Here is a 24,729-nt window from a genome sequence, read left to right on the forward strand (position 1 = left end):
GTCCCGCATCCGGCGGGACAGCTGTTTCCTTAATTAATATATAATATCCGATTATTCCGCACTCAACGCTTCCTTCGGTACTTCGATCTTGCTTACCTCATTATGCTTGGAATACGTGCTCTTCATCTTCATGTCGAGCGTCACTTTCTGACCTTCGGCTTCCATTTCCATCACCATGTCCAGATCGGTCGCGGTCGGCAAGTAGGTATCCTTCTGTATGCCGTAAACGATGTTGATGCTCTTGATGTCCATCTGTTCCATCATTGCAGCCGTTTGCGGGTCACCGCCTGCCTGATTCATCATGGACGTTGCGAGCTCTTTCAAATTATCGCCGGAAACTTCCGCCGTCAAGACGTACTTGTCACCTTCATCGGCTACCTTCATATCCTTGGCGATCGACTTGAACTGCTCGATCTGCTGCTTAGGGCCCGCTGCGGCCATATCCAAGCTGCTGCGGATTTCCTGCTCCGATTCTTGAGGAATTTTCATCCATTGTCCATCCATCAACATATAGATGCCTTCCTCTGTAATATATTGCTTCATCTCGACTTTGCCTTCCGGCGATTCCATCGTCATATTCTGCATCATTTCCATCGGCTCAAGCGTCACTTCCGAATCCAGCACCATGTCGATGTTCTGCTCCATCTTTTCTGTGCCTTCCACAACGATATTTTGTTTAATATCGGCTTGCATGGCAAAGCTCTTCATGCTTTGGGAAGCTTCCACCGATTTTTCCAGAAGCTCGTCAGCCGTCGGTGCGGCTTCCTCCTTCGGCTCCTCTTTAGCATCCTCAGCCGGCGGCGTTTCCGGCGTCGTCGCCTCCTGTCCGGCAGCCGGGGTTACCGGTTCTTGCTTAGCCTCTTTGTCATTGCCGCATGCAGCCAATCCCATAACCAAAATTGTTCCAAGTAGTAACGCTGTCCATTTCTTCAAAAGAATATCCTCCTAAAATATGTATTCTCGCTTACTTACCCAAACCGAAACTTTGTGAAACGATGTTGCTAGATGTTTCTGAAAACTATACACTGATCCTACATCCCATCAAGGAGTGTACGCAGATGGAAAACATTCTGGTCACCGGATATCGGGCCCATGAGCTCGGTATCTACAGCAACAAGCATCAAGGCATCCCCTATATCCGCAAAGCGATAGCGAACCGGCTCATTCCGCTGCTTGAGGAAGGATTGCAATGGGTCATCACCCCCGGACAATACGGAGTCGACTTATGGGCGATCGAGGCCGCCATCGAGCTGAAGACAACGTATCCCCAGCTGAGGTGCTCCATTCTTACCGCCTACTTGAATCCTGAGGAGCAGTGGAACGATGACAAGAAGTCCTATTTCCAGCAGCTCATGAGGGGGGTCGACTTTTATGCCGCTGTCAGCAAGGAGCCCTATCGTGGCCCATGGCAATTCACAGCCAGGGATGATCTCCTTCTTCGCAAAACCGACGGCATCCTCCTCGTTTATGATGAAGACGCAGGCGAAGCGAGCCCGAAATTCATAAAGGAACGCGCATTAAACAAGCAAGCGAAGGACGGATACCAGGTCCTCAGCATCGGATCGGAAGAAATTCAATCGGTTGCCGATGAAGAGAGCATGAACCGGGACTTCTGATTCGCCGCTTGTGCTAAGGCGATGACTGTTATAAAAGAGCTCTTTTTTTCGTAATTTCGAAAAAGAGCTTTTTTTTATATGTAAAACACATCTGCTGCAGCCTTAAGACAGCAAGTAATCGTCTATGCTGGTATAAGCATATCCGTGTGCAGCTGCGACCGCTTCATACGTTACTTTGCCGCCGATCACGTTAATGCCCTTGGCCAGTGCCTGATCCTGCCGGGCGGCGGATCGTATGCCTTTGTTCGCGATCTTCAGTCCATACGGAGCCGTAACGTTTGTCAATGCCAGCGTCGAGGTGCGCGCTACGGCACCCGGCATGTTAGCAACGGCGTAATGGATGACGCCGTGCTTCTCGTAGGTCGGATGATCGTGGGTGGTAATCCGGTCAATCGTCTCGATAGAGCCGCCTTGGTCAATCGCCACATCCACGATGACGGATCCGGGGCTCATCTCCTTGACCATCTCCTCGGTAACGAGCCGAGGGGCTCGAGCACCCGGGATAAGGACGGCTCCAACGACGAGGTCTGCCGTTTTCACCGTTTCCGCAATATGATACGGGTCCGACATAATGGTTTTAACTCTCCCCTGGAATAAATCGTCCAGCTGACGAAGTCGGACCGGATTGATATCCAGAATGCTGACATCCGCGCCAAGACCGAGGGCAACCCTGGCGGCATTCGTACCGACGATGCCTCCTCCGATGACAGCCACCTTGCCCGGAGCTACGCCGGGAACGCCGCTGAGCAGCACTCCTTTGCCGCCGTGCGCCTTCTCCAGGAAATGGGCGCCGATCTGGATGGACATTCTGCCGGCCACTTCGCTCATCGGCGTCAAGAGCGGCAAACTGCCATCCGGAAGCTGAATCGTCTCATATGCCACCGCGCATACCTTGCGGTCTACCAATGCTTTTGTCAGCTCCGGCTCGGGAGCCAAATGCAGGTAGGTGTAGAGAATCATATCTTCTTGGAAGTAATCGTATTCCTCCTGCAGGGGTTCCTTTACTTTGACGACCATTTCGGCCTTCCATGCATCTGCGGCAGTTCCTACCACTTTCGCCCCTGCCGCGATGTAATCCTCGTCGGTGAAGCCGACGCCGAGACCGGCACCGGATTGCACCAGCACTTCGTGCCCGGCCTTTGTATAGCTGACGACAGTGCCCGGCGTCATGCCGACACGATGCTCATTATTTTTAATTTCCTTAGGAACCCCAATGATCATCCTATGGCCTCCTTCTTCATTAAAACTTGACTCTCCACTTGCATGCATTGTAAACCATTTCCATTGTGCACGCTTACCTGTTTTAAAGTCAAGTTTATCCATTCATAATTTTGAAGGAGAAGATGTTTGCAACGGGAAACTGCGTGTTCTCGTTTGTATGATTTTTCGTATAAATGCATGAGGGTTGGCGCTTTCGCAATGGATTTTGCACGACTTTTTGTACAAAATTTCTGAGGTCATGGATTTAGCAGTCTCATTTTTTTAAATATTCGTCAAATTTGTGAAATAGGGCCTTTGCTCCCTTATTAGTACGACTTTTGCACAAATGCCTGGGGATGCAGGTTTTCGATCCACTTTTGCACGACTTTCCGTACACCCCCTTGCAGCGGACTCTTTACGCCCATGTTTACGTTTTTCATTTCATATAGACAAAGCTTTCCGCACGTCTCCTGTAAACGGCTCCCGGCTTACTCAGACGACAGCCGGACCGCGGCTGTCCGCCGCGTCCCGGTTGCCGCCAGCGAGATACGCGCTTGCTTGGGCAAGTGCGACCAAAAAAGACCTCCGGCCGCATAAAACGGCCGGAGGTCTACCATTGCGGCGATCTCGAGCACCCTTGATCCATCATTCATGATTAATGCTGCTTAGATTCAATGATTCATCGACTTTTATGGCTTTCATTACATCGATCGCTTCCATTGACTCATTGCTTCCAACGATTCCATTAACTCCGTTAACTCTATTAACTCCATTAACTCATGGACTCCATTTTCTTCCATTCACTCCAGACCGGGCGATATTTTCTCGCGGTCTTTCCCCTTGTCGGATTCACCCGCATTCCGATTAGCCTGATCCCGGTCCTGACGCATCTCCTCGATCGTCTTCACCTTCAGCCGGGCGGCGCCTTCATAGCTTCGGGTCGGAAGAAGGCTGCCAGCGGCCAGCCGCTGCTTCGCTTCGGCTATGGCGTCCTTGTATTGGGGCAGCCAAGCTTCCCCGGCTACAAGCATCTCGTCAACCAGCTGCCAGATTTCCTTCGGATTGCACACCGCCCCGACGAGCGGATCCATCATGAATGCTTGCCGAAGCAGCTGATCGTCGCCATGTACGGCCGCTTCCACCGCTAACCGCTGTACCGAAATGCTCGCATTGCATACGGCTGCGGGACCAAGCGGCAGCTCTCCTACGAGCGGCATGGAGATCCCGTTCCGGTCGACATATCCCGGCGCTTCGATGACGGCATCGTCCGGCAGATTAGAGATAACTCCCTGGTTGACGACGTTGAAATGCCCTCGATAGACCCGCCCGGTCTCCAAGCCTTCAATGATATAGGAGCCGTGCTCTTCCCCACGGTTCTCTTGGGTGTAGCTGACAGCCGGATCCTTCATCCAGTTCGGGAAATCCGTCTCGAACCAATTCCTTCCCTCCGTGCAGACACGAAGATAGCCGCCGGTTTCTCCGTTGATCCAGCTGCCCAGGTCGATCCAATCCGGGATCTCCTCCGGACGCTTGCGGTACCACGGCACGTATTCGCTCAAATGGCCGTTGGACTCCGTGCTGTAATAGCCGAAGCGCCGAAGCATATCGATCCGGACCTTCTCGGTACGGCTGTATTCCGGATGGCGCTCGAACGCCTCCAGCAGCCCCTCGGTCAAATCCCTTCCCTGATGCGATGCTTTTATATACCAAGTCTGATGATTGATGCCCGCGCAGACAATGTCCACGTCCTTCTTGTCCAGCCCGTAGACCTCGGCAATCTGATGATGGCCGTGTTGAACCCCGTGACACAAGCCGATCGTGCGAACGCCGCCGTACTTATTGCAAGCCCATGTCAGCATCGCCATCGGGTTGGAATAGTTGAGAAGCAGCACATCCGGCAGGCAAACCTCCCGAATATCCTTGCATATGCGAAGCATTTCGGGGATTCCGCGCTGACCGTACATAATGCCGCCCGCGCATAGCGTATCGCCTACGCACTGATCAATGCCATATTTAAGCGGTATATCCACATCCGTCTGAAAAGCTTCAAGCCCTCCAACGCGAATCGTGCAAAATACGTACTTGGCACCCGCCAGCGCTTCTCGCCGGTCCGTCGTCGATTGGATGGTGATCGGCAATCCGTTCTCGTTGATGTCCCTCTGGCAGAGTTCGGTGACCATCGAGAGATTGCGCTCGCTGATATCCGTGAAGGCAATCTGAATATTCCGGAATTCCGGTACAATCAAGAGATCCCGCAGCAGTCCGCGGGTAAACCCTATGCTTCCAGCTCCGATAAACGTTACCTTAAACGACATTCGTTCTTCACTCCCAGCTTCAATATCGGTTGAAGCTATTGTAGCAACGAACCCGCGGTAAGCGTTATCAATATCATGACTTCTTTGCTTTCATCCGAGTCAAATATTCTAACCTGCTCTAGGAGTGATTGCTGATCTCGTCCTGTTTCCAGGAATTCCGGTCCTTCGAATGCCGGTATTCCACCGGCGTGCTCCCCGTATATTTCTTAAACAGCAGGTGGAAATACTGCCTGCTGGAAACGCCGACGTAATCGGAAATTTCATGGATGGGGATATCGGTCTGCTCCAGCAGCAGCTTGGCTTTTTCCATGCGGATCATCGTCAAATAATCCGTGATTGTTCTCCCGGTCCCCTTCTTGAACACGCGGTGAAGGTACCCCGGGTGCAGATTGACTTCAGCCGCAACATCCTTCACCTGGATGTTCCGGTCATAATTATGATGCAGAAAATCAACGCACCGTTTGATATAGAATTCGCTGGAAGGAACGTCGCTGCTCTCACGCTCCTTATACAGCCGGGCAACACACACAAGCAGCTGGATAAACATCAGATGCGTCATGAGCGTTCCTTCCGTTCCCCGCTGGTCAAGCTCCAGCACCAGGCTCTTCAGCACCGGATATACCTCTTCCCGATCAGCTAACACCACAAAAGGAGAGGTCTGTCCGATCAAGGAGTACACCGCCGCTTCCTCATCTGCGATATGGCGCAAGGAGGGTGAACTGCTCTCACGTTCCGCAAAACCGAATTCCACGTTAAGCATGCGGCATGAAGCCGCCTTGTCTACGATCAGCCGGTGGGGAACCTTGGCATCCAAAATAATGAACTCCCCTTTTCTCAGCTTGATCCCCTTCTCCTCATTTCCGTCCTTCACTTCGATGCGGCAGGTCCCTGAAATCATGTACATAATTTCCGTTGAATCATGGTGATGAAACGGCATCGTATAATCCGTCCACTGCTTATAGTAATACGCATAAAACCGGGGAATAAAATTGCCGCTCAACAACTGCCGCTGAAACAGGCTGCCAAACATGCCGCTATCCTCCAATCTCTTCCCAAGCAAAAAAGCCTGGCCTTAGGGCCAAGCTTATCACCATTTTCAAGGACTTGCCATCAGATTTTAAACGCCGAAACGGTATGGTTCAGCTCATCGGCCAGCTCGGCGAGAGATTGCGCGGTAGCCGCAGTTTCTTCGCTCGTCGCAGCGGTTTCCTGCGTTGAGGATGAGATATTCTCAATCGCGGATCCCACGGATACGGCCTGAGCCGCCTGCTCCTCACTCGCAGCAGCGATATCCATCACTTTCGCGGCAGACTCATTCACCATGCTGACGATGCGCTCAAAGGCTTCACCAGCCTGCTCGGTGTACCTGACCCCTTCGTGCACCGCCTCCGCGCTGTCGGTTGTATTTTGCTGCATGCCCTTTATAATGTCGGCGATCTGCTTCGTCGCTTCTCCGCTTCGCACGGCCAGCTGGCGCACTTCATGAGCCACAACCGCGAAGCCTCTGCCGTGATCTCCGGCACGTGCGGCTTCAATCGCCGCGTTCAGGGCAAGCAGATTCGTCTGTCTCGCAATGTCATCGATCACCAGCGTAATCTCACCGATCCGCTGCGAATCCTGCTCCAATCTCGCCATATGCTCGCGAACGCGATTCATCCCTTCAACCGATTGGTGGACCACCGCTCCGCCTTCGGACGCCACCTCGGCTGTCTGATTGACGAGCTCGGATGCCGACGAAGCGCTGCTTGCCACCGATGTAATGGCCGTCGACCACTCCTGGAACAGCTCGCTCATCGTCTGTACGGACTCGGCTTGCGTGCTGCTGCCAACCGCCAGCTCCTCTGCCCCTGCCGACAGCTGCTGGGAAGCCTCCGCAACCGAGAGGGCATTGCCGTTCACCCGCCCGATCATCGTCCGCATGCTCTCGCCCAGCTGCTTAAATACCCGGGACAGCGTTCCGATCTCATCGGCTTTGGCCAAATAGGCTTCCGGGATTTCTTGCGTAAAGTCTCCGCGCGACATGGATTCGCCGATCGCAACCGCTTGACCAAGCGGCTTCACGATGGACCTTGTCAGAAGCGTAACGACAATCGCCATTTCAAGCAGCGTCACAACGCCAGCGATGATAATCAACTGCAGCAACCTGTCCGACTGGGCCGTAATCTCATCGGTCGGAACAATGATTGCGACAGACCACGGCGTCTCCGTATGCCCTGTCCGGACCGGGGTGTAGAGCTTGAACAGCTCGTCATCCTGTTCCGAATATGCCTCGCCCTTTGCAATAGCACTCAAAATATCGCCGGCCGTCTCGCCCGGATAGGCATCTTCAAGCCGCTGTCCCATCCTTCCATCCTCCGGAGAGGTCACGATCACCCCGGTATTGGAGTAGATATGGGCAAACCCGGTTTCGAACAATTTGAATTGCTCCATCACGGTTTGCAGCGCCTCCAGCGAAACATCCACGCCAACGACTCCGATCGTCTTTCCGTTCTCGATAATCGGCACGACAAGCGATGTCATCATCATCTCTTCACCGCCGACTTTGAAGAGGTAAGGATCCATAATAACCTCTTTGCCGCTGTTCTTCGCAAGCAGGTAAAAATCTCCTTCTCCTTCCGCGGTGTAATCATCCGTAATCGGCGTGTGCTCAAGACCGGATTTCGTTCTGGCCCAATAAGAGATCATCCGTCCGGAAGCATCGCTCCCCAGCTTGTTCCGGAATTCCGCATCCCGGCTGTCGAAGGCATTAGGCTCCCAAATGGTCCAAATTCCTTCCCAGGACGGATTGCCCTCCAAATTCATCCGCAGCATTTCACTTACCACCTCACGGTCAGCCGAGCCGGTCTGTTTCATCCCGATAAAGCTGGCGGACAAGGTTCTTGCACTGTTCATCACATCATCAAGCTCCCGCTGTACAAGGGCGCCAATCTTCTCGCTTTGCGTAAATGCCAGTGTTCTGGCGGAATCCAGCGCTTCATGTTTCGTCGTAAAGCTGATATATGTAATCATTCCTCCCAGCAAAATCGTAATCGACCCTAGAATGACCCACATCATTCGCGTCCGAAGCTTCATGGCAAATAATGATCTCAACCTCTCCCGTAATCCCATCAATCGTTCCCCCCGCCTCTTCTGGTTGCAGCCTTCATGATTTCCTCTTCTAGCTGAGCTAGGATGACATCAATCTCTTCGGGCGACAAGAGATCGTCCGAAGCAAACTCTAGGTCTTTTGTCATGCCACGAGCCCCTTCCCTTCCTACGTTAAGACTATATTCATCTAGTAACTTAAGCATATACACTCGCTTACGGTTCGTAACCGAAATTTTATTGCGTGATCACGCATTTTTTTTGCGGGGTACCTATTCACAATGCTGCTTTATCGTAAATTGCCTTGGTATGAGCCTTTAAAAGCTCAATCAGAGAGAAACGAAGATCGATAGAATAAAGCCATGCGATTCTTCGCTACATTATTATTGCATTTGCACAAAATCGGTATCAGACAGGATTCCGAGCTGTTTCGCCTTGATGGCAGCCTCGATTCGGGATTTGACACTCAGCTTCTGGAACAGGCTCGTTAGACAGTACTCAAGCGAACGCTGGCTCATCATGATCGTTCCCGCAATTTCTTTATTGCTCTTCCCCCGCGCTATTTCCTTTAGAATGTCGTATTCCTTGTTCGTGATCGACTGGGCTTGGTTGCCCGGGGCGCGTTCCAGCATGGTACCCGTTGTCCGGCGAAGCTGCTTCACCAGCCCGAGCGGAAGAACGACCTCCCCCCGAAGGGCGCACCGGACTGCCGTGACAAGCTGCTCCTTTCCCGCCGTCTTCAGTACAAAGCCTGACAACCCAGCATCCATGATCAGATTGAAGTGATAGCTCACTTCAAAGCCGGTATAGATAAGCATGATCGCATCCGGCATCAGCCCAAGAATCTTCTTCGCCAAATCAATGCCGTTCATGCCCGGCATATGCATATCGATCAGCATCACATCGAAATGCCGCGATGTAACGAGCTGGAGCGCCTGCTCCGGCGTGTATGCAAGCATGACCCTCATATCCTCCTCCTGCTCAAGCAGCATCTTCGTTCCCTCCATTACGGAGGGATGGTCGTCCACCAATAAAATTTCAATCATCCCTTAACCCCCTCGATCTACAGCCTGCATCCCAGGTCCAGGCTTATCTTGCCGTTACCGAAATATATACAGCCAGTCCGCCGCCTGCGGCTGAAGCGAACGCGATGGTCCCGTTCATGCAGCGCACGCGCTCCTTCATCCCGTGTATGCCCATGCTGCTGAATTGATCCCTCTGCTTCTCCAGATCTTCCAGCTCCATGCCGATGCCGTTGTCCTCGTAATTCAGAATGACCTGGCCTGATCGGGTGGACAAGCCCAGCTTTACCTCCGTTGCATTGGAATGCTTGGTCGCGTTTGCAAGAAGCTCCTGCACGATCCGGTAAAGTCCGATAAGTCTGTCGTCGCTGAGATCATCTTCGAATGCCGAGCAATCGAACGAAATGGAATAATTGGTACGCAGCTGCGTGAATTCAAACAGCGCCTCCAGCGACCGTTCAAGTCCCTCTTCCTTCAGAAGCGGCGGCCGGAGCTCATTGCACGTAATCCGGATTTGATAGATGACGTCGAGCAGTCCCTGCTCAATCTCCTCAAGCTGACCCAGAAGCTTTGGAGGCAGCTCCGTATCCGTGACGATCTGGTTCAGCTTTCTGTACATATAATCTGCTCTTGAAGAGCCGCATCATGGAGATCCTGGGAGAGGCGCTTCCGCTCGTTCTCCGAGAGGTGAAGCATAAGGCGCAGCAGCCATACGGGCTGCCGGGAGGGCCCCAGCTTCTCCAGCTCTGCGGTCAAATCCTCGATCACGCGGAAATTATCATACAGCACGCTCACATAACGCGAGATTGTCTCCAGCCATATTTTTATCGCTTCGTACTGAAGCAACGCCACTTTCTCGCTGATGTAAATCATGCTGTGATCCCCGTTGATCTCGCCGATCTTCACGAAATATCCGCCTGACGTCTCGTGCAGCTTGCAGAGCGGAAGCTGCTCGGGATGGCGATCGCAAATCGCATACAGAGCGTCTTTGGAGAATTCCCCGACACCTCCTGAGACGCAGAACTCTGAGCTGCCGCAGTTCAAGGTGACGAGGCTGACCTTCTCGGTTTTAAGCACTTTTTGGATTTCCTCGACGATCCTTGTATTCAGTTCACTGATCTTCACCATCCCGAACAGGTCCGAGGAGAACCGGTCAAGGCTCATCTGCAGCTGGAAATATCGCTCCTCGCTCTCCCGGATCAGCTTCTCCGCCGCATTCCGCTCCCGCTCCGCCCTCTTCTCCTCCGTAATATCCCGGATAATCGTCAGTGCTGTATTGTCCCCGATATAAGGGATTGGGGCGGTAACGACCTCGATATCGATGACCGTGCCGTCGATTTGGATAATCTGGCTCTCCACCAGCGTTGCAGTGGCCCCTTGCTCATAGACTCCCTTGACCTCCCTTCGAACCAGATCAATCTGATCAGGGGGAACGAATTGCTCATACCCCCTCCCTTCAAGCTGAGCGAGATCCGAGACGCCAAGCAGGCGCATGCCTGCCGGATTCATATAAATACATTCAAAATTCGAATGAAGCACCATCGCGACCGGAGCGATATCCAAAATATGGCGGTTGATCCGTTCGCTGTCGATCAGGGCCCGCTCGGCCGCTTTGCGGGCCGTCACATCCTCGAAGAAAATTCGGACCGCATCCGTTTCGTCGTCGGGCAATGCCGTAACGATGACGTCCACCTTGGCCCCGTCCATTCTCCGGATCGACAGCTCTTCAGGGACGACATTCCCCTTGCGAATGCGCTCGATGACCCTGCCCTGCTTGCTCTGTTCCCAGGGCTCGTACAGCCAGTCCCAAGGATCGGTCCCGAGGAAATCCTCCGGGCCGCCGGCACCCACAATCCGCAGTCCGGCGGGATTGACATAGACCAGCTTGTGCTGCCTGCATACGGCAATGGCCACCGGCGAAGATTCGACGAGCCTGCGGTATCGCTCCATGCTTTCTTTTAGCGCCTGCTCCATCTTTTTGCCCTCCGTAATGTCATGAAGCGCCTCTTCCATCTTATAGCGGGAAGTAACGTCGATCGCGATTCCATCCACCCGGACCATCCGCTTCAGCTGATCCATGGTCGGGATCATCTTCACCTGGACCCAGCGCACATCGCCCGCGGCATGGACGATCCGATATTGCGCATGGACAGCTTCTCCCTGCCGCAGCTGTAGAACGCATGATTCAAGCAATGGCAGATCCTCCGGGTGAATCAGGGCTCTCCATGAGATGCCGTTCTCGAAATGCTCCGCCAAATAGCCGCTCATTTCATGAAAGACCAGGGAGGCGTTAACAATCCGCCCCGCTCCGCAGTCATAAGACCAGATGCCGACATCGAGCGTATGCAGCAGATCGTCCAGCATTCGAAATCTGCTTTCCGCCTCCGCGAGTCTTTTTTTGTCGTCTTTTATCGAATTTCGTTGCTTATGTCTCCTCACCATGATCATGCCGATCATCAACGCGTATATGGCGAGGATAGCAAACGCCGTCCAGAAGTTTTCGTGTCTCAATAAGCGGTTCATCCCTTCTTCGTCATCCATTCTGTCGATGCCATGCCCGATCCAGTCTCACTACCTCCATGGAATGAATCGAAGGGCAGCCAAATGATATATCGGCAAATTTTGCACAAATGCGAATATCGAACGAAAAAAATCTTTGCACACAGACTGCAGTATTGCATCTGCCCCAATAGAATAAGCGGGACGTCCTTGACCGCCTGCTGCTTCTCACCTCCGAAAAAACAAATGCCCGTAAACGGTTCGTTTCCGTTTACGGGCAGCTCTGTGCTGACATGCAACAGCCGGCGTGATAAGCAATCAGGCGAGATCCCACTCCGAATGGATTTTCGGAACATCGGAAATCAGCTGGCGGGTATACGGGTGCTTCGGATTCAGGATGACTTCCTCGGCCGGCCCCTTCTCAACCACTTTCCCCTGCTCCATGATGTAAAGCGTATCGCTCACATAATAGGCCAGGCCGACGTCATGGGTAATGAAAATAATCGTCATATTGTTCTCCTCCCGCAGCTTAAGGAGCATATCCAGGATGGTCGATCTGGAGCAGGCGTCGACCATGGAGGTCGGTTCATCGGCGATAAGCAGCTTCGGATGGAGAATAAAAATTCTCGCGATCATAAGCCGCTGCATCTGTCCGCCGGACAGCTCGAACGGGTACTTATTGTGCAGCTCCTCGTATTTCAGATTGACGAAGGAGCAGGCCTCCTTCATGCGGCGCAGCTGCTCCTCCTTCGTCAGCTTCTCCCCCTGCAGCTTGATGCAATCGAGGAGAAGCTTCTCGACTCTATAGAACTGATTGAAGGAAGAGAACGGGTCCTGAAAGATCGCCTGAATATGCTTCCAATATTTTCTCCGGTCCGAATGCCGCTTCAGTCGCCTCGGCTTGCCCATGTATTCGATCGTTCCGGAGCTCTCCTTCAGCAGTCCCATAACCAGTTTGGCCAGCGTCGTCTTGCCGCTTCCGCTCTCTCCGACGATCGATATAATCTCGCCTTCATGAAAAGCGAAGCTGACATTGTCAACCGCGGTCGTCTTGTTGCCGCCAAAGCCGAATACCTTCGTCAGATTCTTTCCTTTGATCAGCACGTTATTCCCCTTCATTCGCATACCACTCCCTAAGCGTTTCAGGCTCGACGATGCATCGGTACGTCCGGTCCCCCAAGGTTTTGTTCGCAATCTTTCCCGTACGGCACGCCTCGTGGGCATACGTGCAGCGATCCGCGAACCGGCAGCCCTCCGGGACGTTCTTCAGGTTCGGGGGCGTTCCCGGAATGGCTGCCAGCTTATGGCCCTTCATGCCTTCCTCCGGCACGATGATGGAGCCCATCAGCTTCTTCGTATATGGATGGATCGGATCAAAGATCATCTGCTCGGCGGTTCCCCGCTCCACGATCTCGCCCGCGTACATGACCATAATGTCGTCCGTGACATGGTACAAGAGCGGCAGCTCGTGCGTTATGAAGACGAGCGACCGGATAAAGCCTTTGTCCAGCAAGCTCTTCAGCAGCTTGATCACCGCCTTTTGCGACGTAACGTCCAATGCGGAGGTCGGTTCGTCCGCGATCAGCACTTTCGGGTTCAAAATGGTGGAGATCGCAATGACGGTCCGCTGCTTCATGCCGCCCGACAGCTCATTTGGATACGCATTCAGCACCCTCGGCGACAGGTTCAGCGTCTCGAACCGCTCGGCGGCCATATCCCATACCTGCTTCTTGGTCAGCTCGGGCCGATGCTCCTTCATGATGTCCTCGATGAAACGAATGATCCGCAGCGTCGGATTCAACGCATTCATCGCCGCCTGCGGAATGTAAGAGATCTCCCTGCCCGACACTTGGGAGCGCAGCTGCTCCTTCCCAAGCTTCATGATATCCCTTCCGCCGACGATAATGGAGCCGCCTCCGAAATGAAGCGGAGGAAAGTAAAATCCCATCAGACTTAAGGCCAGCGTCGATTTGCCGCAGCCCGATTCGCCGGCGATGCCGAGCGTCTTCCCCTCCTCTAGCGCGAACGTGACGCCATCCACCGCATAGACATGCTCCTTGAGCCGGGTCCGGTAATACGTCTTCAATTCGTTGACTTCCAGAATATGCGTACTCACGTCATCCATCAGCTCCTAATCTTCGGATTGAATATTTCGTCCATACCCGTATTCATCATGTACAAGGAGAACGTGATCATGGCGATCGAAATCGCCGCCGGAATGAACGCCCACCATGCGCCGGCCACCGGGGCCTCGAACACGAGCGCCCAGTTCATGATGATGCCGAGCGAAATCGTATTGTACGGGCCGAGCCCAAGCATGGAGATGGAAGCCTCCGATAGGATTCCGGACGCCGTCTGCAGCACGAAGGCCATGACGACGTAGGAAGCTATATACGGTAGAATTTCAGACACGATGATCCTCGGCGTACTGTATCCGGATATTTTGGCGATGTTCACGTGGTCCCGATTCCGAAGCGAAGAAGTCTGGGCCCGAACAGCCCGCGCCGTCCACGGCCAGCTGGTCACCCCGATGATAACCGCGGTCACGAAGGAGCTCCGTGAATCGATGCTGACCGAGATCAGAATGAGAATGACAAAGGACGGAATGACGATGAAAATATTCGTGACCGCGGTCAGCAGGTTATCGATCATGCCGCCGATATATCCGGAGGTAAGTCCGATCACGAGCCCGATCGCGGTAGCGAACACGCCGGCAATGAGTCCTACCTGGAGCGATGTGCGGATACCGTAGATCAATTCCAGAAACAAATCCCTGCCGAAGTTGTCGGAGCCCAGCAGCAGCTTGGAATCGGGCGGCTGGTACGCAAGCGCGATCATCTCCAGCGGGTCGCTGCGGTTAAACAGCGGATAGATCAGCACAAGACCGATCATGGCCAGCAGCATGCACGCCCCGAACATGAACTTCGGCGACTTGATCAAGATGCGGAATGAACTGTTCATATCACTGATCCTCCATCTGTGCGGCCTTGATTCTCGGATCGATCCAGCCGTATATGATATCGATCGTGAAGTTGGCGAGCAGCACGGCAATCGCGATGAGCAGCGTGCAGCCCGAAATCAGCGGATAATCCAGCTGCCGGATGGCGGTGAACATCCAGGTACCGATGCCCGGATAGCTGAATACGATCTCGCAGATCAGGGAGCCGCCGACCATGGTGCCGATGGACAGGGCAAGCCCTGTAATCTGCGGCAGCATAGCGTTGCGGAATACATATCTTGCGATCCGGGAATCCCGAATGCCGAGCAGCTTGCTGTAGAGCACATAATCCGAGTTCAGCTCGTAGATGGACATTTCCCGCATGCCGATCGCTTGGCCCCCGATCGTGACGAGAACGATCGACAGAAACGGCAGCGTGTGATGGCGGATGACCGAAGCGAAAAATTCCCAGCTTAAGGAAGGCACCAGCTGGTAGTCATAACCTCCGTGCAGCGGGAACCAATTCAGGGACAGGGCGAACACGTACAGCATAATGATCGCCAGCGTAAAGAACGGGATGGAGTTCACGAACAAGGCGACCGGAAAAATCACTTTATCGAACACGCCTTTGCGGTATGCGGCAACGGCGCCGAGGATATTGCCAAGCAGCCATCCGACCAGGATGGCCGGCAGCTGAAGGCCGATCGTCCACGGGACGGCGGAGGCCAGAATTTCCGTGACGGGCTTCGGATACAGCCCGAAGGACGTGCCCAGATTGCCGCTGAGCAGATTTTTCACATAGATCAAAAACTGTTCGCCCAAGGGCTTGTCGATGCCAAACTCAATAAGGAACGTCTCGTACACCCGCTTAATGGTGTCGCTGTCCGTCATGCCCTGCGTCATCTCCGAGACGATCATGCTCACCGGATTGCCTTCGATCATGCGCGGCAGCAGGAAATTAAGCCCGACCGCAATGACCAGCGTAAGGAAATACCAGAAGAACTTCTTGACGATGTATTTTCCGTAAACGCTCAAGCAGCTCACCCCCATGGCCTGTAAATTGTCGCGACATGTTTCGCTGGAAAAGAGACCTATATCAGGGCCTCATTCGTCCGCTAATATAGGTCTTTCACGCGCGTTTGATTTAACAATCAGTTATGAATCTGATACAGCGCCTTGATGCCTGCTCCATCCATCGAGATTTGAGGCGGGATATTGCTGCCGTCGCCTTCTCTCGGGAAGCCCTTCCAGACCGATTCATTGACGGTATCGAACACCCAAGGGCGGTACATAAGCGGAATGGACGGAATGTCCTTCAGCCAGATTTGGGTGAGCTCGGTATAGAGCGCCTTCAATTCCGCTTCGTCCGTCGTCGCCGGAATTTTCTCGATGATGGCATCCGCCTGGTCATTCTTGTAACGGCCCCAGTTCCAGAACGCCATTTCGCCGATCGGAGCGACGCCCTTGGAATACATGATCGTTCTGGCGCGGTCCCAAGGCTGGCTTGGGTTGACGCCGCCGGCCGGCGTGTTCATGATGATGTCGAATTTGCCGGTCTGCAGATCATTGGTCCATACCGGCGCCTCCGGGAATTTCGTGCGGATCTCGATGCCGATGGCCTTGGCGTTCTGGGCAACGATCTCCAGCGCTGCGTTCCAGTCCGACCATCCGTACGGGCATTCGATTTCAAACGGACCCAGCCGCGTGCCGTTCAAAACGCGGATGCCGTCCTTGCCCTTCTTGGCTCCGATCGAATCCAGCAAGGCGTTTGCGCCCTCCACGTCGGTCGTCCATTGCAGCGGCTTGATGGCCTCCTGATCCACGTATTTCGACTCAGCATCGGTGTTCAGCGTTAAGGAAGGCTCCATTGGCGCAGAGTAGCCGCTGATGGCAAGCTCCGAGATTTTCCCGTAATCAATCGCCATGGCGATCGCCCTCCGGACATCCGGGTTATCAAGCCCCGGCTTCGACATATTGAAGAAGATGGACGGCATGGAGCCCGGCAAATAGTACGGCGCATCCTTCAGGTATGTTCGGACAGGGGCGCCGCCCTCCCACATTTTCCAAACCTGCGGAATGAACTGCTGGGATACGTCGACCTGGCCGCTCTTGAATGCCAAGTCGCCCGCGGCGTTATCCTTGTAGATGACGTGGGTGATGTATTTCGGTGCCGGCAGCTTGCCGAACAGCACCTGCCCCCAGTAGTTGTCGTCCCGGACGATCGTGATCTTCTGGTCATTGTAAAAATACATCTTATACGGTCCCGTTCCGATCGGGTCGGCGTTCACTTCCTTACGGATCGTCGCAAGATCATTGCCCGCCTTCTTCTCGATTTCTTCCCAGACATGCTTCGGCAGCATCGGGATCAGCTCAATGCTGTCCAGCACGGTCAGCTTGTTGGGATTTTCTTCGTTCAACGTAATAATTACGGCATGGGGGCCATCGGCCTTCACGTCCGCAATATACGTCCAGAAGCTGCTCCAATTGATGTCGTATTTTTTGCCGAGCTGATACGTATAAACAACGTCCTCCGAAGTGAACGGCTTTCCGTCGCTCCACTTGGCCTCCGGATGAAGCTCAACCTTCATGTTCAGATCGTCCGTCCATTCGTACTTAGTGCCGAGGAGCGGCTCAAGCTCCCCTGTCAGCTGGTTGACCATGAACAGCGTTTCGTAGACCAATTCCCGGGAGTTCCCATAGTTGATCGGAAACGCGGCGTTCCCGCTGAGCAGGTTGAAATTCGTCGGTGCGCCCCACTGCAGGCCGTTCACATACAGCGTTTCGTTTCTAGGCGTCGCTTTCGGATCTCCTTGCGGTGCCGGCTCATCCTTGCCCCCCGGGGCCGGTGTCTCTCCTCCGGATGGCGGCGTTTCTCCCCCGGACGGCGGCGGCTCGGTTGCCGATGGCGGCGTAACGCCCTGGCATCCGGCAATAAAGAAGGAAATGGCTAACAACAGAATGAAGACGGGTCTCATAACGATTTTCAGCTTCACTCGTGAACCCTCCATTCACAAATAATGTGCTCATCGTGCTCGTTCCTCCGGCAAGAATGCCGAAATTGTGCTGCCGCTTCGCTGGAAGCGTTTTCTCGATGAATTTATATGTCCCTTCATTTCTTCTTTAGTACAGATAAATTTTGAATCCGAAATATGAGCCCCAAGGATTTTGAAAGGTAGGCGTCGAATTTCTGGAGGGCGTTGATCATGAGCAAACGTGGAGGAATGTAATCTAAATTATCCTAGCGAAGCAAGTAAAGGAGTGTTGTCTGCTGTCTGTGATTAAGGATACTCTGCTGCAGCTCTTATTTGCGTTAATGCCTTCCGTTGTCTACAGCATCTATTACAGGAATCTGACCGTCAACTATTCCCGCAGCTTCATCATCGTGATCTGTTCGCTTTGCCTGGTCCTGTCCATGACCTTCGCTTCATCGGCGCAGGCTGGCCTGATCTTCGATATCCGCTATGTCATTATGTTCTTCGGCATCCTGTTCGGAGGGCTGACAACGGGCTGGATATTGCTCGTCGAATTTATGATCTACCGGCTGTACATCGGCGGCACCGGGGTGATCGACGCCATCATTATTCTTGTGGTTACGTTTCCGCTATCGGTCATGCTCGCATCGGTGTATCAGAGAACGCGGCATCGGCTATGGATCGTTTTTACGGCCGGAATCAGCTTCTCCTTCATCCCGCTTACCTTACTCTACATCACGAAGCCTGATTACATTATGAACCATTTGCTATTTAACATCCTGGCCATCCCTGTTCAGAACTCACTCGGCATCTGGCTGCTGATCACCATGTTCAACAAATCGGTAACCGACAAAGAGCTTTCCTTGAAATATATCCAAAACGAGAAAGCGGAAGCCGTCAATCATGTCGCCGCCTCGCTCGCCCATGAAGTCCGCAACCCGTTAACCACCGTCCTGGGCTTCCTGCAATTAATGAAGAGCGGAACCTTCTCTCCCGAAAAAATGAACCGGTTTCTCGAAATCAGCATGGAGGAAATCCGGCGAACCGAGCAGATTTTGTCCGATTATTTGTCCATCAGCAAGCCGGCCGCTTCGCTCCAGCAGCGACTTGAGCTCATTTCCCAGATGCAGGCCGTTGTCGAGGTTATGACCTCTTATGCGAATATGAATAATGTCGCACTTCACGTCCGCTGCCCCCAGACGCCGATCTTCATATCCGGCAGCACAGCGGAGCTGAAGCAGCTGCTGGTCAATTTCATTAAGAATGCCATCGAAGCCAGCAAGGACGTCACCAAAGGTACGGTGGAGATTTCGATTCGGGAGGAGCGGCCTCATGTCGTCATCCAAATCGAGGACAACGGAATCGGCATGACCGAGGAGCAGTTAAACCGGCTGGGCTCCATTTACTATTCCACCAAAATGAACGGAACCGGACTCGGATTAACCTTCTCCTACCAAGCCATCCGCGCGATGAACGGAAGCGTATCCGTCAGCAGCGAGCCGCTGTCCGGTACGACATTTCTAATCCGGCTGCCGATTGCAGAGGGGTTGAAAGGCTAATGGAGGCCGGTGCAACTTACGGTGCTGCTGTGCTGGTGCTGTAATGCTGTTGATCCAATACTTGGTGCTACAATGCCGGTGCAATTCTATCAGTAAAAATGATACCGACTTCTATTCCGAGCGCGCCCCGTCAATATGGAATGAGCAGCCAAACTCCCGTCTCCCCACGCAAAAAAGGCGGGAATACCTCCCGCCTCGCTTGCTATTTCTATTCAAGAAGCCTGTGATTTCGTTTAGTGGAATTTCGGCAGCCAATCGCCGTGCGCCTCGATCAGATCGTCGCACAGGCTCTTGATGTCGTCCATGGACAGCTCTGCCGCCGTATGCGGATCCAGCATCGCCGCATGATAGATATGCTCCTTCTTGCCGGTCGCAGCCGCTTCCAGCGTAAGCAGCTGGGTGTTGATATTCGTGCGATTCAGCGCAGCGCACTGCGGTGGAAGATCGCCCACGTAGGTCGGCGTCACGCCGCTCGCATCCACCAGGCACGGAACCTCGACGCACGCTTCCTTCGGCAGATTTGTGATCAAGCCGGTGTTCATCACATTCCCCCCGATTTTGAAAGGAACATTCGTCTCCATCGCTTCCAAAATATAAGACGCATACTCATGGGAGCGCTTGTGCGTCAAATCTTTATTGTTCACCAGCTCTTCGCGCATCTGCTTCCAGCCCTCGATCTGATTCACGCAGCGGCGCGGGTACTCGTCCAGCGGAATGTTGAAGCGCTCGATCAGCTCCGGATAATTCCGCTTAATGAAATACGGATGATACTCGGCGTTATGCTCCGAGGACTCGGTAATATAGTAGCCGAAGTTCAGCATCATCTCCAGGCGTACCATATCGTGATGCTTCTCCTTCTGCTTCTCGGCAGCCCGCCGCTTGATTTCCGGATAGAGGTCAACGCCGTCCTTCGTAACCTCGAGCAGCCAGGCCATATGGTTGATGCCTGCAATCTTGGCCTGCACGCCTTCCTTGTCCATCCCGAGATTATCGAACAGATGCGGAATGCATGCCTGCACGCTGTGGCACAGACCTACCGTCTGAACACCGCCGAGCGTGTTCATCGCATTGGTCAATACCGCCATCGGGTTCGTATAGTTCAGGAACAGGGCATTCGGACATACCTCCCGGATGTCGGCCGCAAAATCCAGCATGACCGGAATCGTGCGCAGGTTGCGGAATATCCCCCCGATCCCGACGGTGTCGGCAATCGTCTGTCTCAGCCCGTATTTCTTCGGAACCTCAAAATCGGTAATCGTGCATGGGTCATAACCGCCGACCTGAATCGCATTGATCACGTACTTCGCGCCCCGGAGCGCTTCCTTGCGGTCGCTGTAGGATTTGATGACGCAGGTGCTGCCGCTCGTCTTCTTTATATTATTCAGCATGTTCTCGGAGTCTTTCAGTCTTACGGGATCAATGTCAAACAAGGCAAGCTCGAACCCCTGCAGCGCCGGAGTCTGCATGCAGTCTCCCAGTACGTTTTTGGCAAAAACACTGCTTCCCGCTCCGATAAATGTAATCTTGGACATAATAACGCCCTCCCTAAACCCAATGTATTAATGCGCTTTCACATGAATAACTATATGTGATTCCTGCATCCTTGAATATGGAGCAAAACAAGGGCGATATGGACATTTGTCGTTTCATCCATTAATCTATGGGTGACTCTTAAAGATGCATTCAGGGCTTAAGATTATTGAACAAGGAATCCTCCTAAGGGGGCTGATACACGATGTCCATCCTGCCTGACCACTCCCTGTACGCGATCGGCATGAACCCTTCCCCGGGCGCCCATGACCTAACCATGCTGTTCAGCGGAGAAGGCATTCCGGTACCAAGGCACAAAATCGGACCGGCCATCCACGACTACTGCTTAATTCATACGGTGACCGACGGCGAAGGCATATTCGAATGCGCCGGCAAGGTATATCCCTGCAAGGCGGGTGATACGTTCATCATTCTTCCGGGCGTTCTGTTCAGTTATCAGGCGGACGACCGGAATCCATGGCACTATCATTGGGTCGCCTTTCAGGAGAAAGGGGCTCCCTTGCTGCTTGCGGATATGGGGATTACCGCCGCAAGACCGGTCATCCGCTGCAAAGACCCGGAGGAGCTGAAGGAGCTTAAATCCATGTACAGCCGCATTCGCCTCGGCTTCAATCAGTCGGATTATCCGCGGCTTGAGGATCTGCAGGGCTCGGCCTGGCTCCGATTGCTGCTGTACAAGCTTGCCATGCTGAATCAGCAGCATCTGCCTTCAAGGGAGCGGGATGTAGCTGATATTGAACGCGGTGTAAGGCAGGCGGAGCGCCTCATCTCGACGCAATATCACCAGCAGCTGTCGATCGGGCAGCTGGCGAGCACGCTCGGTTACCACCGCGCCCATCTCTCGAAGGCCTTCAAGCAGCATACCGGGTTATCCCCGATGCAGTATCTGATGAAGGTGCGAATGGAGAAGGCGAAATCCCTGCTGAGGACATCCTTTTCGATTCAAGAGATCGCCTCTTCGGTCGGCTTCAATGATGCCCTCTACTTCTCCAAGCTGTTCCGCAAATGGACGGGCATGACTCCCAGCGAATACCGCAGCGGCCCGGGTAAAGGATTGTCTGGATAAGCGGAGCGGGGGCGGGAGTGGCAGGAGGACCGGCAATGGCCTGTCCAGCCCTGGGTCCCCGGCAAACGCAAAAAAGCCGCCGGGACGTTGCTCCCGGCAGCTTTGGCCTTTGATAGCCTTGTCATGTTCAGCTTTGCCGCTTTGCTGTCATTTGTCAGCACTGAAACTTCCAGCTTGTTGTCATTGGTCAGCACTGAAACTTCCACCTTGTTGTCATTGTCAGCTCTGCAGCTTCCGGCTTTGTTGTCATTGTCAGCCTGTGATTGCAAACCTGGCCTATGCTCTTGCCTCATAGAGCTGGACAATCTCGACGATCGTTTGGACCGCCTGCATCATCGTGTCTGCGGACACGTATTCGTACCGCCCGTGATAGTTCTCCCCGCCCGTAAATATATTCGGCGTCGGCAGTCCCATGTAGGACAGCTGGGAGCCGTCGGTACCGCCGCGAATCGGCTCGATGATCGGCCGAATGCCCAGGTTCTCCATCGCAGCCTTCACAATCTCCACCACTTCGATCACCGGCTCGATTTTCTCGCGCATATTGTAATATTGATCCCGCATTTGCAGCACGATCCGTTCGGCTCCGTACTTCTGCTGAAGCTCCTCCACAATGGAAGCCAGCTTCGCTTTTCTTTCCTCGAAGCGCTCCCGGTCATGATCGCGAATAATATATCGGAGCTCGGTCAGCTCGACATCGCCCTCAATGGAGGTGAGATGAAAGAAGCCCTCGTAGCCCTCCGTGAACTCCGGCGCTTCCTCCGCCGGCAGCATGCCGTGCACTTCCATCGCAATTTTGGCAGCATTCACCATTTTAGCTTTGGCCGTTCCGGGGTGTACATTCTTTCCTTTGCATGTCACCAGCGCCGCTGCCGCATTGAAGCTTTCATATTGAAGCTCTCCGACCGGTCCGCCATCCATCGTATACGCATATTTCGCTCCGAAAGCCTCGACATCGAATTTATGCGGTCCCCGGCCGATCTCCTCATCCGGCGTGAACGCAACCCGGATCTTCCCGTGCTTCAGCTCCGGATGCTGAATCAGATACGACATGGCAGTCATAATTTCGGCAATCCCGGCTTTATCGTCGGCGCCAAGCAGCGTTGTCCCATCCGTCGTAATGAGCGTGTGGCCCTTGTAGTTAGCCAGTTCCGGAAAATCTCGCGGAGAGAGCACCACGTTCTGATTCGCGTTAAGTACGATATCTCCTCCGTCATAGTCTTCAACGATCTGCGGCTTTACGCCTGCGCCCGTGAAATCCGTTGCCGTATCCACATGCGCCAGGAAGCCAATCGTCGGGATATCCTTGTCCGTATTCGCCGGCAGGGTAGCCATGACATAACCGTTCTCATCCATCGTCACGTCCTCCATGCCGATCTCCTTCAGCTCGTCTACAAGCAGACGGCCCAGTGTCAGCTGGCCCGGGGTCGAGGGGCAGGTGTTGCTGGTTTCATCCGACTGGGTATCGATTTGCGCATATCGAATCAGTCTGTCGATCACTTCTTTTTTCATCATTCTCAACTCCCGTCATACGTATTTCGATTTTGTACTGTCATATCGTAGCAATTGGACTTGCTGTGGATTGGATACCCGGCTCTTTGTATCTATATCGATATTCTTCACTATAAAGTGTCAGGCTAGCCAGCCATCCCTTCCTTAATCATCCATCATTATATCCAGTTGCCGCCGCTCAGGTCAATTTCACCAGAGGAGAGGGGATGACCCAAAAGATCTTAGATCTGGTGGGATGCCTTCTTTTTCTGTTAGGAGGCGCTCCGTTTACGAATCGTTCCTTCCATCGCTGCTGCCCCCAAATTTCGGCCTCAAACTTACGAACAGCACCAAGAAAGACTCGGAGACCGGAACAGCTACAGCAAATCGGACCATGGCGCCTCGTTCATGCGGATGAAAGAAGATGCGAAATGGCGGTGCAAGGATCACATCCTTAGCACCGCCATTTCTTCATTTGATACGTTTTTGATCTAAAAAACAATCTGTCGAGTGAATAGACCTACTATTGCATCAGCTCCCTCGAATACAATAGAACTCCTGCCCCCCTATGATTCAGGGAGGATATGAACCGTCAGTCCATCGAAGACGCACTGGGCGCCGAATTGACCGACCTCTTCCGCCAATTCATGGTGCGGACCGACGGATTGGTGGGAGAAATGAGTCGCAATGAGCTGTGTCTGATCGGTAATGGCCCCGATGCGCTTCAGCCGTTCCACCATCCGGCCAAAGTCCGATCGATTGAGGTGCTCTTTTCCGGGAGGACGGTTCCAGATCGTCCCCTCCAGCACAACGGCGTCAAATCGGCGCCCCTGCAGCGATTCCCATACGTCTTCCTCGTAATACCCGCTATCCGATGCATATAGGAGCGAAGCCTTCCCATCGTCGATCAGGTAATTCATCGCATCGCCGATCCGCAAGTGATGGCAGGCTGCAATGGCCGTAACCGAATATTCCTTCAGCCGAACCGTTTGCCCCGGATGAATGATACGCCTTAGAATCCCGGCCCCCTGGTCATTCCCGCCGGTGTCCTCCCATTTCGTCCAAACCGAAGGTCCCGCAAGCATCGTCAGCTCCGGCAGCTCGGTTGCCAAACGAAACGCTTTGCCCCGGAGCATCAGATTAACGGAATCGAAATGATCGAGGTGGCTATGGGTGATCAATAAGCAGTCCAGGTCGCGCAGGGCAATGCCCAGCCCGGCACAGGAGGCGAAAATATCCGGCCCAAAATCGATGAGCAGATTATCATTGATTAAGACGCTCTGCCGCCGCCGGTTGTTATGTCCGCCGTTTTCTCTGGCATGCTCGCACGTCAGGCAGTCACAGAACGGGGAAGGAATTCCTTCCACAGCCCCCGTTCCCAGAAAAGTCAGCTTCATGCGTTCCCCTCTTTTTATCAAA

The 24,729-nt window shown here is 53.6% G+C and carries 21 protein-coding genes; 3 read left to right on the forward strand and 18 right to left on the reverse strand.

Annotated features, from left to right (window positions below; all coding sequences use genetic code 11):
- Positions 1–51 precede the first annotated feature (51 nt).
- Positions 52–933, reverse strand: a complete 882-nt coding sequence (locus tag NST44_RS28855; RefSeq protein ID WP_340901280.1) for a DUF6612 family protein — start codon at positions 931–933, stop codon at positions 52–54.
- A 125-nt stretch (positions 934–1,058) separates the two neighbouring features.
- Here NST44_RS28855 and NST44_RS28860 point away from each other — a divergent pair, with 125 nt between their 5' ends.
- The gene (locus NST44_RS28860; protein WP_340901281.1) at positions 1,059–1,616 is read left to right on the forward strand and encodes a DUF1273 domain-containing protein; all 558 of its coding nucleotides are present in this window, start codon (positions 1,059–1,061) and stop codon (positions 1,614–1,616) included.
- 102 nt (positions 1,617–1,718) lie between these two features.
- On the opposite strand, the gene ald is transcribed toward NST44_RS28860, so the two are convergent.
- The 14 genes from ald to NST44_RS28930 form a co-directional block, all read right to left on the reverse strand.
- Positions 1,719–2,837 carry an alanine dehydrogenase gene (gene ald / locus NST44_RS28865; RefSeq protein ID WP_007130866.1) on the reverse strand — a complete coding sequence of 373 codons (1,119 nt, stop codon included), beginning with the start codon at positions 2,835–2,837 and terminating at the stop codon, positions 1,719–1,721.
- 467 nt (positions 2,838–3,304) lie between these two features.
- Positions 3,305–3,469, reverse strand: coding sequence for a hypothetical protein (locus NST44_RS28870; protein ID WP_340901282.1), 165 nt, complete (start codon positions 3,467–3,469; stop codon positions 3,305–3,307).
- 147 nt (positions 3,470–3,616) lie between these two features.
- A complete protein-coding gene (locus NST44_RS28875; protein ID WP_007130867.1) occupies positions 3,617–5,131 on the reverse strand; it encodes an alpha-glucosidase/alpha-galactosidase in 1,515 nt (504 codons plus the stop codon).
- Between the two features lie 118 nt (positions 5,132–5,249).
- The gene (locus tag NST44_RS28880; protein ID WP_007130868.1) at positions 5,250–6,161 is read right to left on the reverse strand and encodes an AraC family transcriptional regulator; all 912 of its coding nucleotides are present in this window, start codon (positions 6,159–6,161) and stop codon (positions 5,250–5,252) included.
- 80 nt (positions 6,162–6,241) lie between these two features.
- Positions 6,242–8,221 carry a methyl-accepting chemotaxis protein gene (locus NST44_RS28885; protein WP_244869249.1) on the reverse strand — a complete coding sequence of 660 codons (1,980 nt, stop codon included), beginning with the start codon at positions 8,219–8,221 and terminating at the stop codon, positions 6,242–6,244.
- A 17-nt stretch (positions 8,222–8,238) separates the two neighbouring features.
- Complete coding sequence (locus tag NST44_RS28890; protein ID WP_260842840.1) at positions 8,239–8,364, reverse strand: hypothetical protein; 126 nt, start codon at positions 8,362–8,364, stop codon at positions 8,239–8,241.
- Between the two features lie 234 nt (positions 8,365–8,598).
- Complete coding sequence (locus tag NST44_RS28895; RefSeq protein ID WP_007130870.1) at positions 8,599–9,261, reverse strand: response regulator transcription factor; 663 nt, start codon at positions 9,259–9,261, stop codon at positions 8,599–8,601.
- 43 nt (positions 9,262–9,304) lie between these two features.
- The gene (locus NST44_RS28900) at positions 9,305–9,856 is read right to left on the reverse strand and encodes a sensor histidine kinase (protein ID WP_340901285.1); all 552 of its coding nucleotides are present in this window, start codon (positions 9,854–9,856) and stop codon (positions 9,305–9,307) included.
- Complete coding sequence (locus NST44_RS28905; RefSeq protein ID WP_340901286.1) at positions 9,841–11,748, reverse strand: PAS domain S-box protein; 1,908 nt, start codon at positions 11,746–11,748, stop codon at positions 9,841–9,843. The genes NST44_RS28900 and NST44_RS28905 overlap by 16 nt, the downstream gene beginning before the upstream one ends.
- A gap of 306 nt (positions 11,749–12,054) precedes the next feature.
- Positions 12,055–12,855, reverse strand: a complete 801-nt coding sequence (locus NST44_RS28910) for an ABC transporter ATP-binding protein (RefSeq protein WP_251537086.1) — start codon at positions 12,853–12,855, stop codon at positions 12,055–12,057.
- A complete protein-coding gene (locus NST44_RS28915) occupies positions 12,842–13,852 on the reverse strand; it encodes an ABC transporter ATP-binding protein (RefSeq protein ID WP_340901287.1) in 1,011 nt (336 codons plus the stop codon). The genes NST44_RS28910 and NST44_RS28915 overlap by 14 nt, the downstream gene beginning before the upstream one ends.
- A gap of 8 nt (positions 13,853–13,860) precedes the next feature.
- Complete coding sequence (locus tag NST44_RS28920; protein ID WP_077569352.1) at positions 13,861–14,697, reverse strand: ABC transporter permease; 837 nt, start codon at positions 14,695–14,697, stop codon at positions 13,861–13,863.
- A gap of 1 nt (position 14,698) precedes the next feature.
- The gene (locus tag NST44_RS28925) at positions 14,699–15,709 is read right to left on the reverse strand and encodes an ABC transporter permease (RefSeq protein ID WP_007130875.1); all 1,011 of its coding nucleotides are present in this window, start codon (positions 15,707–15,709) and stop codon (positions 14,699–14,701) included.
- A gap of 116 nt (positions 15,710–15,825) precedes the next feature.
- Positions 15,826–17,667 (reverse strand): ABC transporter substrate-binding protein, encoded by a 1,842-nt coding sequence (locus NST44_RS28930; RefSeq protein WP_340901289.1) that lies wholly within the window; start codon positions 17,665–17,667, stop codon positions 15,826–15,828.
- A 281-nt stretch (positions 17,668–17,948) separates the two neighbouring features.
- On the opposite strand from NST44_RS28930, the gene NST44_RS28935 reads away from it, so the two are divergent.
- Positions 17,949–19,205 carry a HAMP domain-containing sensor histidine kinase gene (locus NST44_RS28935; protein ID WP_321185835.1) on the forward strand — a complete coding sequence of 419 codons (1,257 nt, stop codon included), beginning with the start codon at positions 17,949–17,951 and terminating at the stop codon, positions 19,203–19,205.
- 233 nt (positions 19,206–19,438) lie between these two features.
- Here NST44_RS28935 and NST44_RS28940 read toward each other — a convergent pair whose 3' ends face one another.
- Positions 19,439–20,737: an alpha-glucosidase/alpha-galactosidase gene (locus NST44_RS28940; protein ID WP_007130879.1), complete on the reverse strand. Its 1,299-nt coding sequence runs from the start codon at positions 20,735–20,737 to the stop codon at positions 19,439–19,441.
- A 203-nt stretch (positions 20,738–20,940) separates the two neighbouring features.
- Between NST44_RS28940 and NST44_RS28945 the strand changes: the two genes are divergently transcribed.
- Positions 20,941–21,822, forward strand: a complete 882-nt coding sequence (locus tag NST44_RS28945) for an AraC family transcriptional regulator (protein ID WP_007130880.1) — start codon at positions 20,941–20,943, stop codon at positions 21,820–21,822.
- A gap of 276 nt (positions 21,823–22,098) precedes the next feature.
- Here NST44_RS28945 and pepT read toward each other — a convergent pair whose 3' ends face one another.
- Both pepT and NST44_RS28955 read right to left on the reverse strand, forming a co-directional pair.
- Positions 22,099–23,331, reverse strand: coding sequence for a peptidase T (pepT, locus tag NST44_RS28950; RefSeq protein ID WP_040738909.1), 1,233 nt, complete (start codon positions 23,329–23,331; stop codon positions 22,099–22,101).
- A 545-nt stretch (positions 23,332–23,876) separates the two neighbouring features.
- Entirely contained in the window at positions 23,877–24,707 is an 831-nt protein-coding gene (locus NST44_RS28955; protein ID WP_340901291.1) for an MBL fold metallo-hydrolase, read from the reverse strand.
- Positions 24,708–24,729: the final 22 nt, after the last annotated feature.

The sequence above is a fragment of the Paenibacillus sp. FSL W8-0919 genome, from assembly GCF_038003785.1.
Lineage (GTDB): Bacteria > Bacillota > Bacilli > Paenibacillales > Paenibacillaceae > Paenibacillus_AQ > Paenibacillus_AQ lactis.